Source organism: Caballeronia sp. LZ029, assembly GCF_031451275.1.
GTDB lineage: Bacteria > Pseudomonadota > Gammaproteobacteria > Burkholderiales > Burkholderiaceae > Caballeronia > Caballeronia jiangsuensis.
In genome coordinates this window covers 765,517-780,502 of sequence record NZ_JARUXO010000001.1, presented here as the reverse complement: position 1 = coordinate 780,502, position 14,986 = coordinate 765,517, and the positions used below count along the sequence as shown (strand labels likewise).

Annotated in this window: 15 protein-coding genes and 1 tRNA gene; 5 read left to right on the top strand and 11 right to left on the bottom strand. The window is 64.2% G+C overall.

Annotated features, from left to right (window positions below; all coding sequences use genetic code 11):
- Positions 1 to 241: 241 nt before the first annotated feature.
- Positions 242 to 421 (top strand): hypothetical protein, encoded by a 180-nt coding sequence (locus QCE73_RS03600; RefSeq protein WP_035505462.1) that lies wholly within the window; start codon positions 242 to 244, stop codon positions 419 to 421.
- Between the two features lie 257 nt (positions 422 to 678).
- Positions 679 to 2,061: a chloride channel protein gene (locus QCE73_RS03595; RefSeq protein WP_051627056.1), complete on the top strand. Its 1,383-nt coding sequence runs from the start codon at positions 679 to 681 to the stop codon at positions 2,059 to 2,061.
- A gap of 135 nt (positions 2,062 to 2,196) precedes the next feature.
- On the opposite strand, the gene QCE73_RS03590 is transcribed toward QCE73_RS03595, so the two are convergent.
- The 6 genes from QCE73_RS03590 to map all read right to left on the bottom strand — a co-directional run bounded on the left by QCE73_RS03590 (position 2,197) and on the right by map (position 6,361).
- Entirely contained in the window at positions 2,197 to 2,508 is a 312-nt protein-coding gene (locus QCE73_RS03590) for a YXWGXW repeat-containing protein (RefSeq protein WP_035505458.1), read from the bottom strand.
- A 277-nt stretch (positions 2,509 to 2,785) separates the two neighbouring features.
- Positions 2,786 to 3,040 (bottom strand): cell division topological specificity factor MinE, encoded by a 255-nt coding sequence (gene minE, locus QCE73_RS03585; RefSeq protein WP_006999197.1) that lies wholly within the window; start codon positions 3,038 to 3,040, stop codon positions 2,786 to 2,788.
- Between the two features lie 9 nt (positions 3,041 to 3,049).
- A complete protein-coding gene (gene minD / locus QCE73_RS03580; RefSeq protein ID WP_187607244.1) occupies positions 3,050 to 3,865 on the bottom strand; it encodes a septum site-determining protein MinD in 816 nt (271 codons plus the stop codon).
- A gap of 87 nt (positions 3,866 to 3,952) precedes the next feature.
- Entirely contained in the window at positions 3,953 to 4,738 is a 786-nt protein-coding gene (gene minC / locus QCE73_RS03575) for a septum site-determining protein MinC (protein ID WP_309879809.1), read from the bottom strand.
- Between the two features lie 155 nt (positions 4,739 to 4,893).
- Positions 4,894 to 5,418 carry a GNAT family N-acetyltransferase gene (locus QCE73_RS03570; RefSeq protein ID WP_309879807.1) on the bottom strand — a complete coding sequence of 175 codons (525 nt, stop codon included), beginning with the start codon at positions 5,416 to 5,418 and terminating at the stop codon, positions 4,894 to 4,896.
- A 160-nt stretch (positions 5,419 to 5,578) separates the two neighbouring features.
- The gene (gene map, locus QCE73_RS03565; protein ID WP_309879805.1) at positions 5,579 to 6,361 is read right to left on the bottom strand and encodes a type I methionyl aminopeptidase; all 783 of its coding nucleotides are present in this window, start codon (positions 6,359 to 6,361) and stop codon (positions 5,579 to 5,581) included.
- Positions 6,362 to 6,609: 248 nt separating this feature from the next.
- Between map and QCE73_RS03560 the strand changes: the two genes are divergently transcribed.
- Positions 6,610 to 6,960, top strand: a complete 351-nt coding sequence (locus QCE73_RS03560) for a hypothetical protein (RefSeq protein ID WP_238288215.1) — start codon at positions 6,610 to 6,612, stop codon at positions 6,958 to 6,960.
- Between the two features lie 90 nt (positions 6,961 to 7,050).
- Here QCE73_RS03560 and QCE73_RS03555 read toward each other — a convergent pair.
- The 3 genes from QCE73_RS03555 to QCE73_RS03545 all read right to left on the bottom strand — a co-directional run bounded on the left by QCE73_RS03555 (position 7,051) and on the right by QCE73_RS03545 (position 9,975).
- Positions 7,051 to 7,141 (bottom strand) — tRNA-Ser (locus QCE73_RS03555).
- 101 nt (positions 7,142 to 7,242) lie between these two features.
- Positions 7,243 to 8,541, bottom strand: coding sequence for a serine--tRNA ligase (gene serS / locus QCE73_RS03550; RefSeq protein ID WP_309879802.1), 1,299 nt, complete (start codon positions 8,539 to 8,541; stop codon positions 7,243 to 7,245).
- Between the two features lie 117 nt (positions 8,542 to 8,658).
- Complete coding sequence (locus QCE73_RS03545; protein ID WP_035505277.1) at positions 8,659 to 9,975, bottom strand: replication-associated recombination protein A; 1,317 nt, start codon at positions 9,973 to 9,975, stop codon at positions 8,659 to 8,661.
- Positions 9,976 to 10,151: 176 nt separating this feature from the next.
- Here QCE73_RS03545 and cytX point away from each other — a divergent pair, with 176 nt between their 5' ends.
- Positions 10,152 to 11,480 carry a putative hydroxymethylpyrimidine transporter CytX gene (cytX, locus tag QCE73_RS03540; RefSeq protein WP_035505274.1) on the top strand — a complete coding sequence of 443 codons (1,329 nt, stop codon included), beginning with the start codon at positions 10,152 to 10,154 and terminating at the stop codon, positions 11,478 to 11,480.
- A gap of 42 nt (positions 11,481 to 11,522) precedes the next feature.
- Here the strand turns inward: cytX and QCE73_RS03535 are convergent, their stop codons facing one another.
- Together QCE73_RS03535 and speB are read right to left on the bottom strand one after the other, a co-directional pair.
- Positions 11,523 to 12,863: an MFS transporter gene (locus tag QCE73_RS03535; protein WP_309879799.1), complete on the bottom strand. Its 1,341-nt coding sequence runs from the start codon at positions 12,861 to 12,863 to the stop codon at positions 11,523 to 11,525.
- A gap of 41 nt (positions 12,864 to 12,904) precedes the next feature.
- Positions 12,905 to 13,921 (bottom strand): agmatinase, encoded by a 1,017-nt coding sequence (gene speB, locus QCE73_RS03530; RefSeq protein ID WP_309879798.1) that lies wholly within the window; start codon positions 13,919 to 13,921, stop codon positions 12,905 to 12,907.
- 114 nt (positions 13,922 to 14,035) lie between these two features.
- Here speB and QCE73_RS03525 point away from each other — a divergent pair, with 114 nt between their 5' ends.
- Positions 14,036 to 14,956 (top strand): LysR family transcriptional regulator, encoded by a 921-nt coding sequence (locus QCE73_RS03525; protein ID WP_309879797.1) that lies wholly within the window; start codon positions 14,036 to 14,038, stop codon positions 14,954 to 14,956.
- Positions 14,957 to 14,986: the final 30 nt, after the last annotated feature.

Sequence of the window (14,986 nt, the reverse complement as noted above, 5' to 3'; positions counted from 1 at the left end):
TGCGGTTTCGGCGCGCCGCCACAACGGCCTCGCGCACATACGGGGTTTGTACCTAGCCTGAAAAGAAAATTCCCTGAATCAACGAGTATTTAAATTAACACTCGATGGCAGTCGGCAAGCTGGCGGCAAAATGACTTTTTTGTCCGCTTTCCAGTAAATTTGCCGGTGCCTATACTCGAAACAAGTTCGACAAAAACGGTTCGCGGAAACGAATGCCGCGAACCCGAGAATGGAGGCCGCCATGCGCATTCATCTGCAGAGTGCTCATCTCGTCGCGATGATCGCCATCGCGCTTTTGACGGCACTGCTGCTCGCGGTGAAATTCCGTCCTTCGACGTGGCGCGGCGTGCTTTTCGAGGCTGTCATCGCGAACGTGGGCGCCGTCGTCGCGGTGCTCGCTTTCGAAGTGCTTACCGCCTGATTCGATGCGCCCGGTTTCGCACACCGGACCTACAAAAAAATTTCAGATCGATTGAACTTTCCCGCGCGGGCCTGCTCTGAGCAGGTAATGCTGTTCGTGAGGCTCGTTCTGCGGGCTGAGCTGACAGCTCACTTCTCCTCTCCGCTCCTGCTTATGGCGGGAGCGTTTCTTGGGCGCCCGGCGAAAGCCTCGCGCCTGTTCTTTTTTTCAGACCCCGCTGCACACCCCACACGCGCCGTATTGCCGACGGACATCGCATGATCCGCGCGCTGCGTTCCCTCTCGGCCATCACCGCACGACGCACACGCGGCCTGTGGCGACGCTATGGCATCTTCTGGCTCGGTGCGATCCTCGTCGGGCTCGTCGCCGTCTACTACGCGCGGCTGATCGACTGGGGCTTCGCGCTCTTCTCCGCTGTCCGCAGCGAACATCCCTGGCTGCCGCTCGCGATCACGCCGGCCGCCGCCGCACTCTGCGTCTTCGTCACGCGACGTTTCTTCCGTGGCTCCGAAGGCAGCGGCATCCCTCAGGTCATCGCCGTGCTGCATGGGCCGACAGCGGCGGCGGGCGGACGGCTGCTCACCTTGCGCATTCTCGTCGCGAAGATCGCCGTGTCGTTCGTCGCGATCGTCGGCGGACTGACGATTGGCCGCGAAGGTCCCACCGTGCAGATCGGCGCGGCGCTGATGTTCAACATGCGGCGCTTCTACCCGCGCTCCAATTCGCTGATCGAACGGCAACTCGTGCTCGCGGGCGCGGCGGCCGGGCTGTCGGCGGCGTTCAATACACCGCTCGCGGGCATCGTGTTCGCGATCGAGGAACTCACGCGCAGCTTCGAAGCGCGCGCAAGCGGCGTGCTCATCACGGGCATCATCATCGCGGGCGTCATCGCGCTAGGCCTAAGCGGCAACTACACGTACTTCGGCACCATCCAGGCCGGCGCGCTGTTCCCGCGCTTCTTCCTCGTGGCGATCATCGTGACGGGCATCGTCACCGGCATCGCGGGCGGCGTCTTCTGCTGGCTGCTGCTCAACACGAGCAAATGGATTCCCGTGTCGCTGCGACATCTCCATGCGTCGCGGCCGGTCGTGTTCGCGGCGCTGTGCGGCTTCATCATCGCCATTGTCGGGTTGCTGGCGGGCGGCACGACCTTCGGCAGCGGTTATGCCGAGGCGCGCGGTCTGCTCGAAGGGCACGAGCAACTGTCGATGTTCTATCCGCTCCTGAAGATGATCTCGATGATCGGCTCGTATCTGCCCGGCATTCCGGGCGGCATTTTCGCGCCGTCGCTGTCGATCGGCGCGGGCTTCGGCAACGTGCTGCACACGCTCTTCCCGCGCATGTCGCTGCCGATGCTGATCGCGCTCGGGATGGTCGGCTATCTCGCGGCCGTCACGCAGTCGCCGATCACCGCGTTCGTCATCGTGATGGAGATGATCGACGGCCACGCGCTCGTGATCTCGCTGATGGCGACGGCGCTGATTTCGAGCCGCGTGTCGCGCCTCTTCGCGCCGCCGCTCTACGAAGCGTTGTCGGAACGGTATATGACGCCGCTGGAAAAGCTCGCGCCGTCGCCGGAAGTGCCCGAGGGCGGAGAAAAGGCGCCCGCCGGAACGCAGGACGAGGCGCCGCAAAAATAGGCCGTCAGTACACGTAGACGTGCGCCGGCCGATACGCGTAAGGGTGCTCGGGGACAACGATGCAACCGGCGAGCGCATCGGCGAGCAAAACAGTCATGAGGACGAGCAGGAGTCGTTTCATCGCGCGCTCCCGCCTCATGCCCAGTGAGCCGGCACCCAGCGATATTGCGCGCCGTGTCCGACCCATTCGCCCGGCACCCACCGATGACCCACGCGTTCCGCTTCCCAATGACCGCCGGCCCATACGTAGCGGCCATGCTCCCAGTTCCAGTGACCGCGATCCCAGACATAACCCACGCGAGCCGGCGGCGCGGCCTCGTAGCGCGGCGCGGGCGGCGCGCTCGGCGCGACGATCACGAATTCGGCGGCGGACGCGGCCGTCACGGTGATCGCGCCGGCGACGACCAGCGCGGTTTGAGCGAGCAGTGTACGGAGGGATGTTTTCATGGTGTACCTCTTCATTGTTCGAGACATTGAATGCCGCGTGGCGCGGATACGCATTCAATGCGCGAGGACATCAGAAGGAGGACAAACCGCGTATTACGAAGACACCCGATGTGCAACCGAATGTTGATGAAAGGCGCGCACACGCTCACCAAACCGCACGCGCAAACGATAGCGCGCAAAGAAAAAAGCCAGGATCGCTCGATCCTGGCTTCGCATTTTTCGCACGGCGATCGCGCGGCCAGAGCCGACGCGATGCCGCACACGCAGGCGCTACGCGTTACGCCTGCGGAATCTCGATCTTCACTTCCAGCACTTCGAGGTCGTCCTGACGTTCGAGGCTCACTCGAATATCGTCATCGGAAATCTTCACGTACTTTGAAATCACGGCAACGAGTTCCCGTTGCAACGCCGGCAGGTAATCGGCGGCGGCTTTGCCACCCGCGCGCTCGTGCGCAATGATCAACTGCAAGCGTTCCTTCGCGACCGAAGCGGACTTTCTTTTCTCGCCCAGCAAAAACGAAAGAATCGACATTGCGTCCCCTTACTTGGTGCCGAAGATGCGTTGCAGCAGACCGGGCTTGTGATAGTCGGTGAAGCGCAGCGCCGTTTCTTCCCCGAGGAAGCGCGACACCACGTCCTTGTACGATTCGGCGACATCCGTGCCATCCAGATGCACGGCCGGCAAGCCCTGGTTCGATGCATGCAGCACCGCTTCCGACTCCGGAATCACTCCGATCAGTTCGATACGCAGGATTTCCTGGATGTCGGAGAGCGACAGCATTTCGCCCTCGCTCACACGCTTCGGGTTGTAACGCGTGATGAGCAGATGTTCCTTCACGGGATCCTTGCCTTCGATCGCGCGCTTGGTTTTCGACGACAGGATGCCGAGAATGCGGTCCGAGTCGCGCACGGAGGACACTTCCGGATTCGTCACGATGAGCGCTTCATCGGCGAAATGCATCGCCATCAGCGCGCCGGATTCGATGCCCGCCGGCGAATCGCAGACGATGTACTCGAAATCCATCTTGATCAGTTCGTTGATGACCTTCTCGACGCCTTCGAGCGTGAGCGCGTCTTTATCGCGCGTCTGCGAGGCCGGCAGGATATAGAGGTTCTCGCACTTCTTGTCCTTGATGAGCGCCTGATGCAGATTGGCTTCGCCCTGAATGACGTTGATCAGGTCGTACACCACGCGGCGTTCGCAACCCATGATGAGGTCGAGATTGCGCAGACCGACGTCGAAGTCGATCACGGCCGTCTTGTGGCCGCGCAATGCGAGCGCCGATGCGAAGCTCGCGCTGGTGGTCGTCTTGCCGACGCCGCCCTTCCCCGAAGTCACCACAATGATTTTTGCCATACAAGTACCTTGTGTTCGTCAATAGGTCCGCTCGCGTTGCTTTCGGGCGCGCGCCAGGGCATCGGGCGCGCGAGTCGATCCGACCCGTCAGGTCAGCCGCAGCGGTTCGATCATGAGTTTTTCTTCGTTCAGCCAGATCTGCACCGGCTTGCTGAGCACGTCGGCCGGCAGCGGGTTCTCGGTCGTCCGATAGATACCCGCGATGGAGATGAGTTCCGGCTCGAGACAGGTGCAGAAGATTCGCGCGTCGAGATTGCCGTGCACGCCCGCGAGCGCGCGGCCCCGCAACGGCGCATAGATATGGATATTGCCTTCCGCGATCACCTCGGCTCCGTACGACACGAGCCCGAGCACGATGAGATCGCCCTTCGCATAGACCTGCTGGCCCGAGCGCAGCGGCCGGTCGATGATGGTCGCGAGCGCGGGCAGCGCCGCGGGCGCCGGTTCCTTCGCGACGGCCGCCTCGATCACGGCGGCGGCTTCGGTGTTCGGCTTCGCCTCGTCCACGGACGGCTTCGGCGCGCCGCGCCGGTCGCGCGCTTCGAGAATCGGCAGGCCGCCTTCGTTCGCCCATCGAATCGCCCATGTCTGCGCGGGCAGCGCGACGACGCCGATCGGACGCATGCGCACGCTCTTCAGCAGCGTTTCGAGCTCCGCGAGCGACACGCGTTCGCCCTCGCCGCCCTTCGTGGAATCAGCGAGGCGGCGCACGTCGATTGCGACGACATCGCCTGCGAAGAATTCGGGAGTTGCTTCGAAGCGCCGCGTGAGTTCGGTACGCAGGGCATCGAGGTCGGGAGTCTTGACGACGAAGAGAAGCGTGTCGACGGAGCCGCTGCGCAGTTCGAAGAAGGGCGTTTTGTTGAGCGACATAGGAACGGCCAAAAATTTTGCGTATTTTACAGGCGTTGCCGCACACGGCCATAATTTTTAGGATGGATTTCGGCTATCGAATACGCGAAATGTGGGCCGCGCGTGCGCACGACGGGCACGCGAGAAGCGGGCGACGCGGCCCAGACTAACGTATGTTAGACGTGCTGTCCGGCGTACATGTGCCGCACGAAGAGCGACTCGGCTTCTTCTTCGTGCGACGGCATGGCGCGACGATCGCCGGTGGGGCCGAAACCGAGATGCTCGTAGAAGCGCACGGCGGAGCGGTTCACTTCCGAGATCCACGCATGCACTTCGGCTGCGCCCTGCTGGGCGAGCCATTGCGATGCGACGTTCACGAGCAGTTCGCCGCCGCGCAGATGCCGCACGGCCGGCGCGACCCACAACGCGCTCACGAACGCCCGCGCGCTCTGCGCTTCTTCGATATACGCGTGCACGAGACCGCAGGGATGACCTTCCGTGTAGAGCAGAAACGTCGCGAGCCGGGGCGCGCTCGCGTGCAGCGCCGCGGTGTCGCCGAACGACGAAGGATCGACGAGCAGCGTATCTTCGAGCGTTTCGCCGAATGCGTAAGGCGCTTCGCGCAGCGCTGCCGTGCGAAGCTCGCGCAGAACCGGTCCTTGGTGCGCGGCGATCCGGCTGACGGTCAATGAGGGACTCATGCGGGCTATTTCTCTCTGGCTCTCGGGCTCATGCGCGTGCGGCTCTGTTGGCCGGTCCGGCGCTCGGGCCATAAACATAGCTTCAACCGAACGGGCGTACCCGTCAATTCCTAAATCCGGGAAAGTGCTTTACAGCGCACACGACAAGGCGAACGCGCGCTCATGGCGCCGCATAGCTTCCCGTGCCGTCCGGCCACGGCGTCAGCACTTCGAAGCCGTCTTCGGTGACGGCGACCATGTGCTCCCATTGCGCGGACAGCGAGCGATCTTTCGTCGTGACGGTCCAGCCGTCGCGCGACTGCTGGGTGGCGGCGCGTCCCGCGTTGATCATCGGTTCGATGGTGAAGACGAGACCCGGCTTCAGACGCAGGCCCGCGCCGCGCTGGCCGTAGTGCAGCACTTGCGGATCCTCGTGATACACGCGGCCGATGCCGTGGCCGCAATACTCGCGCACCACCGAGAAGCCTTCGCGATGCGCGACGCCCTGGATCGCCGCGCCGATATCGCCGAGCGTCGCGCCCGGGCGCACTTCGCGCATGCCGGCAACCATCGCCTCGTAGGTCGTTTCCGTGAGGCGGCGCGCTTCGGCGCTCGGCGTGCCGGCGTAGTACATACGGCTCGTGTCGCCGTAGTAGCCGTCCTTGATGATCGCGACATCGATGTTGATGATGTCGCCGTCCTTCAGTTCTTTCGGCCCGGGAATGCCGTGACACACGACGTGATTCACCGAGGTGCAGACTGTCTTCGGAAAGCCCATGTAGCCGACGTTGGCGGGAATGGCCTTCAGTTCGTCGACGATGAAGCGATTGCAGATGGCGTCGAGTTCGTCGGTGGTGACGCCCGGGCGGACGTGTTCACCGATCATCGCGAGGACTTCGGCGGCCATGCGGCCGGAGATGCGCAACTTTTCGATGTCGGCGGGTGTCTTGAGCGTGATGGCCATTGAGCAATGCGATGGGTTCGTGCCGCCTCGCGCACGCGTTTTCGCCGGTGTTCGAAGCGGTCGGCGCGCGAGGACAATGGGCCCGATGATAGCACTCCCGCGCAGGGCAGCCGCTTGGAAAGCCGCACGGGCATTGCATTTCGAAGCTTCGGGCGTGCTTTTTCGGGATACGGCGCGATCGTTTTTCGCCCTTGTGATGACCGCGCGTTTGTGTTTTAGTGGCCCGATTTCGAACCTGCCGGAGTGTTATGAACGTGTATCGATTTACGCTGATTTGCGCTGTGTTGTCGGGCGTCGCCGCCCTCGCCGCCTGTAGTTCGACGAGCGATCCCGAATTGCGCGCGTCGAAGCCCGTGATTCACGTTTCGTCGGCGCGGGCCGCGTCGGATATATCGAGTTGTCTGCAACGCATGATTCCCTCCGCGCAAACGCGGCGCGATCAGGGGACGACGGAGTTGCTGGTCGGGTCGAATGCATGGCTTGTGACGCTGACGCCTTCGGCTTATGGATCGATCGTGAAGGTGCAGCAGTCTTCCAGCGACGATGGCGGCGTGCCGGAACCGGAACTGCGATTCGATATCGCACGTTGTACGACCTGAGGCAACGCTCCGCTCGACGAAGCGGAGCGTCATGCGAAGACCCAAAAGCAAAACCCCGCAAGTCTCACGACTTGCGGGGTTTTAGTGTCTTGGCGGAGAGGGTGGGATTCGAACCCACGGTACGGGAAAACCGTACGCCTGATTTCGAGTCAGGTACATTCGACCACTCTGCCACCTCTCCGTCTACCCTTTCGGGTCTTCGTGAACCGGTCGTTGCTCAACGAAGAACGAAAGTATATCGAACTCTTTCGCGCTTTCCAAGCCTCTTTTTGGAAATAAACGTCACACTGCTGCCGAAACTTCGATTCTTTCGGCGCCGCGCATGTACGGTCGCAGTACCGCCGGAATCGTCACCGAGCCGTCCGCGTTCTGGAAGTTCTCCAGCACCGCGACGAGCGTGCGCCCGACCGCCAGCCCCGAACCGTTCAGCGTGTGCACGAACTCCGGCTTGCCCTGCGCATTGCGGAAACGCGCCTGCATCCGACGCGCCTGGAAGGCCTCGGTATTCGAGCAGCTCGAAATCTCGCGATACGTGTTTTGCGCCGGCAGCCACACTTCGAGATCGAACGTTTTCGCCGCCGAGAAACCCATATCGCCCGTGCACAGCGTAATCACGCGATACGGCAGTTCCAGCTTCTGGAGAATCGTCTCCGCCTGCCCGACCATCTCGTCGAGCGCGGCATAGGAATGCTCCGGCGACACGATCTGCACCATCTCGACCTTGTCGAACTGATGCTGGCGAATCAGGCCGCGCGTATCGCGCCCGTACGAGCCCGCTTCCGAACGGAAGCACGGCGAATGCGCGGTGAGCTTCACCGGCAGCGCGCTGGCTTCGAGAATGCTGTCGCGCACCGTGTTCGTCAGCGAGATCTCGGATGTCGAGATGAGGTACTGCGTGACCGTGCTTTCGTCGCCGCCCTTCTCGACGCGGAACATGTCATCGGCGAACTTGGGCAACTGGCCCGTGCCGTACAGAATCTCCGGATTCACGATATACGGCGTGTACGCCTCCGTATAGCCGTGCTGCTCCGTGTGCGTGTCGATCATGAACTGCGCGAGCGCGCGATGCAGCCGGGCAATCGGCCCGCGCAGCAACGTGAAACGCGCGCCCGAGAGCTTCGCGCCCGTTTCGAAATCGAGACCGAGCGGCGCGCCGACATCGACGTGATCCTTGACCTCGAAGTCGAACGAACGCGGCGCGCCCCAGCGCCGCACTTCGACGTTCTGCGTCTCGTCGTTGCCGACCGGCACGCTCTCGTGCGGCAGATTCGGCACGGTCAGCATCAGGTCCGACAGACGCTTCTGGATATCGTCCAGCTTCGCCGCCGATTCCTTCATCGTGTCGCCGATGCCGCCCACTTCCGCCATCACCGCGGACGTGTCCTCGCCGCGGCCCTTCATCGCGCCGATCTGTTTCGACAGGCTGTTGCGGCGCGCCTGCAGTTCTTCGGTGCGGGTCTGGATCTCGCGGCGCTCGGCTTCGAGCGCGGCGAAGGCGGCGACGTCGAGCGTGTAGCCTCGATCGGCGAGGCGCTTCGCGACGCCGTCCAGGTCTTTGCGGAGGGTTTGGATGTCGAGCATGGCGGGGGGGCAGCTTTGTTAAGTAATCGGAAACACCGATTTTAGCGCACGGTCATTGCGCGCCGGTGCGATCGGCGAAACGCGGTTTGCCCGCGCGCGAAACGAACGCCGTGGTTTTCATCGCTTCTTGTCGTCGCGATGTTCGCGCCGCCAGGCTTCGTCGAGTTCCGCGAGACGCGCGAGCTTTTCGCCGATCTTGCCTTCGAGTCCGCGCGGCGTCGGCTGATACCAGTACGGATCGCGCATGCCGTCCGGCAGATAGGTTTCGCCGGCCGCATAGGCGTCGGGCTCGTCGTGCGCGTAGCGGTATTCGTGTCCGTAGCCGAGTTCCTTCATCAGCTTGGTCGGCGCGTTGCGCAGATGCACCGGCACGCCGCGCGACTGGTCCTTGCCGACGAAGCGGCGCGCCTCGTTGTACGCGTTGTAGCCCGCGTTCGATTTCGGCGCGACCGCCAGATAGATGAGCGCCTGCGCGAGCGCGAGTTCGCCTTCCGGCGATCCGAGGCGCTCGTACGTTTCGGCCGCATCGAGCGTGATGCGCGCGGCGCGCGGATCGGCCAGCCCGATGTCCTCCCACGCCATGCGCACGATGCGCCGCGCCATATAGCGCGGGTCCGCGCCGCCGTCGAGCATGCGGCAGAACCAGTAGAGCGCTGCGTCCGGATTGCTGCCGCGCACAGATTTGTGCAGCGCGCTGATCTGGTCGTAAAACGCGTCGCCGCCCTTGTCGAAACGGCGCAGATTCTCCGCGAGCGCACTGCCCAGCAACGCACCGTCGACATCGGTCTGCTTTTGCTGCGCCGCCGCGCGCGCGACGATCTCCAGGTTGTTCAGCAGTTTGCGGCCATCGCCGTCGGCGGAACCGATCAGCGCGTCGCGGGCTTCGTCGGTGAACGTCAGCCCGCCGAGTTCCTTCGACGCGCGTTCGAGCAGTTCCTTCAGTTCGTCGGCGTCGAGGCTTTTCAGCACGTAGACTGCCGCCCGCGACAGGAGCGCGCTGTTCACCTCGAACGACGGATTCTCCGTCGTCGCGCCGACGAACACGAACAAACCCGACTCCACGTGCGGCAAGAACGCGTCCTGCTGACTCTTGTTGAAGCGATGCACTTCGTCGACGAACACGAGCGTCTGATGCCCGTTCGCGCGATGGATCTGCGCGGTCTCCACCGCCTCGCGGATATCCTTCACGCCCGAAAGCACCGCCGAGAGCGAGATGAACTGCGCGTGGAACGCATCGGCCATGAGGCGCGCGAGCGTGGTCTTGCCGACGCCGGGCGGACCCCAGAGAATCATCGAATGCGCCTCGCCCGATTCGAACGCGACGCGCAACGGCTTGTTTGGACCGAGCAGATGTTTCTGGCCGATCACGTCGTCGATGGTGCGGGGGCGCAGGCGCTCCGCGAGCGGAACGTTGCCACGGTTTTCTTCGAACATGTGCTGTGCGATGCAGGTTGACGCGGTTGGGTGGATCGCGGCGATAATCTCGCCCTTCAGGAAGGCGCGGCGCGGCCGCGGAATCGGGTCATTATGACAGCCTGACAGCGGCGGTCTCGCAGGAAGCGGGCCACGCGCCCGCAAACCTCGCTTTCACACGACAAGGACGCAATCCGATGGGGCAAGAGCACACCACGAACGCCGCGGCGCACGGCGAGACTTCGACCTACGCGCCGCTTACGCCGGTGCCGCCCGAGCGGCGCGCCTTCGGCACGAGCGATGCCTTCGCGCTGTGGTTCTCGCTCGGCATCGGGCTTTTGGTCGCGCAGGCGGGCGCGCTGCTCGTGCCGGGATTGTCGCTGCCGCACGCGCTGATGGCGATCGCCATCGGCACGGCGATCGGCGTCGTGCTGCTCGCGCTGGCGGGCGTCGTCGGCACGGATACGGGGCTCGCGGCGATGTCCTCGCTGCGCCCGACGCTCGGCGTGCGCGGCGCGTCGGTGCCGGCGGTGCTCAACGCGATCCAGCTCGTCGGCTGGGGCTCATTCGAGATCATCGTGATGCGCGATTCCGCCGATGCGCTCGCGAAGCAATCCTTTCATCTTTCGATGCCGCTCGTCTGGACGCTCATCTTCGGCGCGCTCGCGACGCTGCTCGCGATCAGCGGCCCGCTCTCCTTCGTGCGGCGCTTTTTGCGCACCTGGGGCATCTGGCTGCTGCTCGGCGGCGCGGGCTGGCTCACCTGGAATCTGCTCGCGAAGCACGATCTCGCCGCGCTGCTGGCGCGTCCCGGCACGGGCGAGCTGGCGTTCGGCGCGGGTATCGACCTCGTCGTCGCGATGCCGCTGTCGTGGCTGCCGCTCATCGCCGATTACACGCGCTTCGGCAAGAGCGCGGGCGGCGCGTTTCGCGGCACGCTGCTCGGCTATGGCATCGCGAATCTGTGGTTCTATGCGCTCGGCGCGATCTACGGACTCGCGGCCGGCGGCGGCGATGCGCTCCTCACCACCGCGCTCGCGCAGGCCGGCGGCGGCATCGCGCTGTTCCTCATTCTGATCGATGAAATCGACAACGCCTTCGCCGATATCCACTCCGCCGCCGTATCGACGGGCACGTTCTGGGCGCGCGCCGGCGTGCCGATGCTCTCGTGCGCGTTCGGCGCGCTGTGCACGCTCGTCGCGCTCGTCGTGGAAATGGGCAAGTATCAAAACTTCCTGTTGCTGATCGGCTCGGTGTTCGCGCCGCTCTTCGGCGTCGTGCTGGCCGATCACTTCATCGTGCGCAAACGCCGCATCGACACGGCCGCGCTCGGGTCCATCGACGGGCGTTACGGCTTTTCCGGCGGCTGGCATGTGAGCGCGTTCATCGCGTGGGGCATCGGGATCGCGGCGTATCACGCGATCAATCAATGGCTGCCGAATCTCGGCGCGACGCTGCCCGCGCTCGCGCTCGGCGCGGTGTGCTATCTGCTGCTTCTGTCGGGACGGCGACGCGCCTACGCGTGATCGCTCAACGAAAAAGCCGCCATTTCTGGCGGCTTTTTCACATCAGCTTGCAGAACTCAAGCCCTGCGGCACCGAAGCGCGCGTCTCGCCGCGCTCCTCGAAATCGCCCGCCGCCTCGCGACGCGCAAGCCATCGCACGCAGACGAGCGAGAGCAGCGCGAAGGTCGAATAGAACAGCGCCATCGGCACCCAGCTCGGCGAATAGCGTTCGGCGAGCATCGTCGCGAAGAGCGGCGTGAGGCCGCCCGCGAGCGCGCCGCACACCTGATACGCGAGCGAGATCGCCGTATAGCGGATGCGCGCCGCGAACATGCCGGTGACGAAGCCCGCGATCACCGCGTAATAGCCCGACTCGGCGATCGTCGCGAGCCCGACGCCGAGCGTCACCGAACCGAGCGTGCCCATCCGCACGAGCGGCAGCATGATGAACGGCACGACGATCGCCCACACGGCCGCCATCGTCAGCACGCGCGCGGTGCCGAAGCGCTGCGCGACGAACGCCGCGCCCAGTTGCACGAAGAACTGCAGCACGGCGACATAGAACATCGCGTCGAGCACCATCGAACGATCGAGCGACAGATACTGCGTCGCATACGTGATCATGAAGATGTTGCTGAAGTACACGCCCGCGATGCCGTACACGTTCGCGCCCAGCACGACGAGCACGAGCCGCCATTGCTTCATCGTCTCCTTCAGCGGATGCTCGGCGAGTTCGCGCTCTTCCTTGAGCGCCTCGAATTCCGGCGATTCGTCGACGCCCGCGCGGATCACGAAGCCCACGATCAGCAACACGATGCTCGCGAGGAACGGCACGCGCCAGCCCCACGACATGAAGTCCGCGTTGGGCAGCTTGCTCGCGACGCCGAACGCGAGAATCGAGAGGATCAGGCCGCTCGCGCTGCCGAGTTGCGCGAACGACGCGAAAAACGTGCGCTTGCCTTCGGGCGCGTGTTCGCCCGCGAGCAGCACCGCGCCGCCCCACTCGCCGCCGACCGCGACGCCTTGCAGCAGGCGCAGCACGACCAGCAGCACCGGCGCGATCGCGCCTGCCTTATCGAAAGTCGGCAGACAGCCGATCGCGACCGTCGATACCGCCATCAGCATCAGCGTGAGCATCAGCGAGCGTTTGCGCCCGACGCGATCGCCGATATGACCGAACAGCACGCCGCCGAGCGGCCGCGCGAAGAAGCCGATCGCGAACGTGCCGAACGACGCGAGCAGGCTCAGCAGGCGGCTTTCGCCGGGAAAGAACAGCGGGCCGAACACGATGGCCGCGGCGGTTGCATAGCTATAGAAGTCGTACCACTCGATCGTGGTGCCGATGAACGAGGCGAGCGCCGCGCGCTTCGGTTGCGCGCGTGACGCGTTTTTTGCTGCTGTCATGAAACGATGTCTCCGTTATTGCTTTGGTCTTGATGCGAGTCTTACTTTGCTGCGCGGTACTCGACGCCCGGCAGCACGCACAGCAGTTCGAACGCGAGGTTCGCGCCCAGGAGCGCCGTGGTGCCGAACGGGTCATAGGGCGGCGCGACTTCCACCAGATCCGCGCCGACGATATTCAGCCCACGCGCGCCGCGCACGATTTCGAGCGCCTGCGGCACGGTCAGTCCGGCGATTTCCGGCGTGCCGGTGCCGGGCGCGAATGCGGGATCGATGCCGTCGATATCGAACGTGATGTAGACGGGGCCGTCGCCCATTTGCGCGCGCACTTCGTCCATCAGCGGCGCGAGCGATTTGTTCCAGCACTCTTCCGTCTGCACGACGCGGAAACCCTGCTCGCGGCACCAGTCGAAATCGCCGGCTTCGTAACCCGTGCCGCGCAGTCCGATCTGCACGACGCGCGAGCAATCGAGCAGGCCCTCTTCCACCGCGCGCCGAAACGGCGTGCCGTGCGCGATCTTTTCGCCGAACATCGTGTCGTTGACGTCCGCGTGGGCGTCGATATGAATCAGCCCGACCTTGCCGTGCTTCGCGTGGATCGCGCGCAGGATCGGCAGCGCGATGGTGTGATCGCCGCCGAGCGTGAGCGGCTTGCAGCCGTGCTTCAGGATTTCGTGGTACGCGCGCTCGATGCGGTCGATCGAATCGAGCAGGTTGTACGGATTGATCGCGACATCGCCGATATCCGCGACGCGCAGCGAATCGAAAGGCGCGGCGCGCGTCGCCATGTTGTACGGGCGCAGCAGCACGGATTCGCTGCGCACCTGACGCGGACCGAAGCGTGCGCCCGTGCGATTCGACGTGCCGAGATCGAACGGCACGCCGACGAAACACGCATCGAGCCCTTCGGCCGACTGGACATGCGGCAGGCGCATCATCGTCGTGATGCCGCCGCAACGCGGCATCTGGTTGCCCGACAACGGCTGCGGACGCTCGGCGCGCTGTTCGACGAAGTGCGAATCGAAGTGTTCGGCGGGGGCGAAAAGTGAGGATGTATTCATGGCGTCAGATGGGTTCGCGTTGACATCTGACAATTAATAGCGAGTTCTGGATAAAAATAAAATGGCGATAAAATTAACTTAACATCGATATTTTTCGATGTATCGGCGGCGCCCATGTTCACTCACCTTTCCGATCTCGATCTGCGCCTCATCCGCGTGTTCCTCGCCATCGCCGATGCGGGCGGCGTTTCGTCCGCGCAGGCGACGCTGAATGTCGGGCAATCGACCATCAGCACACAGCTCGCGACGCTCGAAACGCGCCTCGGCTACCGGCTCTGCGAACGCGGGCGCGGCGGCTTCGCGCTGACTTCGCGCGGCGAGCAGTTCGTCGAGGCGTGCCGGACGCTGCTCGCCGCCATCGACACGTTCGATTCGACCGCGCGCAATGTCGGCAAGAAGCTCGTCGGCTCGCTCACGCTCGGGATGATCGGCAATACGCCCGTCAGCGCGAACGCGCGCGTCAGTCAGGCGATCGCGCGTTTCCGGCAGCGCGACGAATCCGTGCGCTTCGCGGTGCTGGTGCGCTCGCCGGGCGAGCTTGAGGAGATGCTGCTGTCGGGGCGCATCCAGATGGCGATCGGCTACTTCTGGCATCGCGTGCCGTCGCTCGAATACACCGAAATCTTCGCGGAAGATCAGCTCGCGTACTGTGGACGCGAGCATCCGTTGTTCGCGCGTGCAGGCGAAGTAGGCATCGCGCAGGCATTCGAGCACGACTGGGCGTGGCGCAGCTATCCGCTGCCCGAGGCCGGCGAGCTCACGCCGCGCAATATCGGCGCGGTGGCGGACAACATGGAGGCCGTCGCGATGCTCGTGCTATCGGGCCGGCATCTCGGTTATCTGCCCGAGCACTTCGCCGCGCCTTATGTGAAAGACGGCGTGCTCGCGGCGCTCAATCCGCAGGCGATGCGCTATCGCGTCGCGTTTCAGATGGTCACGCGCGCGGAACGCGTGAGCGGCGCGCGGGGCGCGAAGCGGGAAATAGTGGAGGCGTTTCTCGAAGACATGGCCGCGGCGCACGCGGCCATCGAATGAAAAAGGGCGCTTTCGTCGCGCCCTTTTCGG

Bases quoted from the DNA above. Each gene is read 5' to 3' on its own strand.
- minD (WP_187607244.1), bottom strand. From the start codon at position 3,865: ATGGCAAAAATCATTGTGGTGACTTCGGGGAAGGGCGGCGTCGGCAAG.
- QCE73_RS03545 (WP_035505277.1), bottom strand. From the start codon at position 9,975: ATGTTCGAAGAAAACCGTGGCAACGTTCCGCTCGCGGAGCGCCTGCGC.
- minE (WP_006999197.1), bottom strand. From the start codon at position 3,040: ATGTCGATTCTTTCGTTTTTGCTGGGCGAGAAAAGAAAGTCCGCTTCG.
- map (WP_309879805.1), bottom strand. From the start codon at position 6,361: ATGGCCATCACGCTCAAGACACCCGCCGACATCGAAAAGTTGCGCATC.
- QCE73_RS03535 (WP_309879799.1), bottom strand. From the start codon at position 12,863: ATGACAGCAGCAAAAAACGCGTCACGCGCGCAACCGAAGCGCGCGGCG.
- QCE73_RS03595 (WP_051627056.1), top strand. From the start codon at position 679: ATGATCCGCGCGCTGCGTTCCCTCTCGGCCATCACCGCACGACGCACA.
- QCE73_RS03590 (WP_035505458.1), bottom strand. From the start codon at position 2,508: ATGAAAACATCCCTCCGTACACTGCTCGCTCAAACCGCGCTGGTCGTC.
- QCE73_RS03525 (WP_309879797.1), top strand. From the start codon at position 14,036: ATGTTCACTCACCTTTCCGATCTCGATCTGCGCCTCATCCGCGTGTTC.
- QCE73_RS03600 (WP_035505462.1), top strand. From the start codon at position 242: ATGCGCATTCATCTGCAGAGTGCTCATCTCGTCGCGATGATCGCCATC.
- QCE73_RS03570 (WP_309879807.1), bottom strand. From the start codon at position 5,418: ATGAGTCCCTCATTGACCGTCAGCCGGATCGCCGCGCACCAAGGACCG.
- serS (WP_309879802.1), bottom strand. From the start codon at position 8,541: ATGCTCGACATCCAAACCCTCCGCAAAGACCTGGACGGCGTCGCGAAG.
- speB (WP_309879798.1), bottom strand. From the start codon at position 13,921: ATGAATACATCCTCACTTTTCGCCCCCGCCGAACACTTCGATTCGCAC.
- minC (WP_309879809.1), bottom strand. From the start codon at position 4,738: ATGTCGCTCAACAAAACGCCCTTCTTCGAACTGCGCAGCGGCTCCGTC.
- QCE73_RS03560 (WP_238288215.1), top strand. From the start codon at position 6,610: ATGAACGTGTATCGATTTACGCTGATTTGCGCTGTGTTGTCGGGCGTC.
- cytX (WP_035505274.1), top strand. From the start codon at position 10,152: ATGGGGCAAGAGCACACCACGAACGCCGCGGCGCACGGCGAGACTTCG.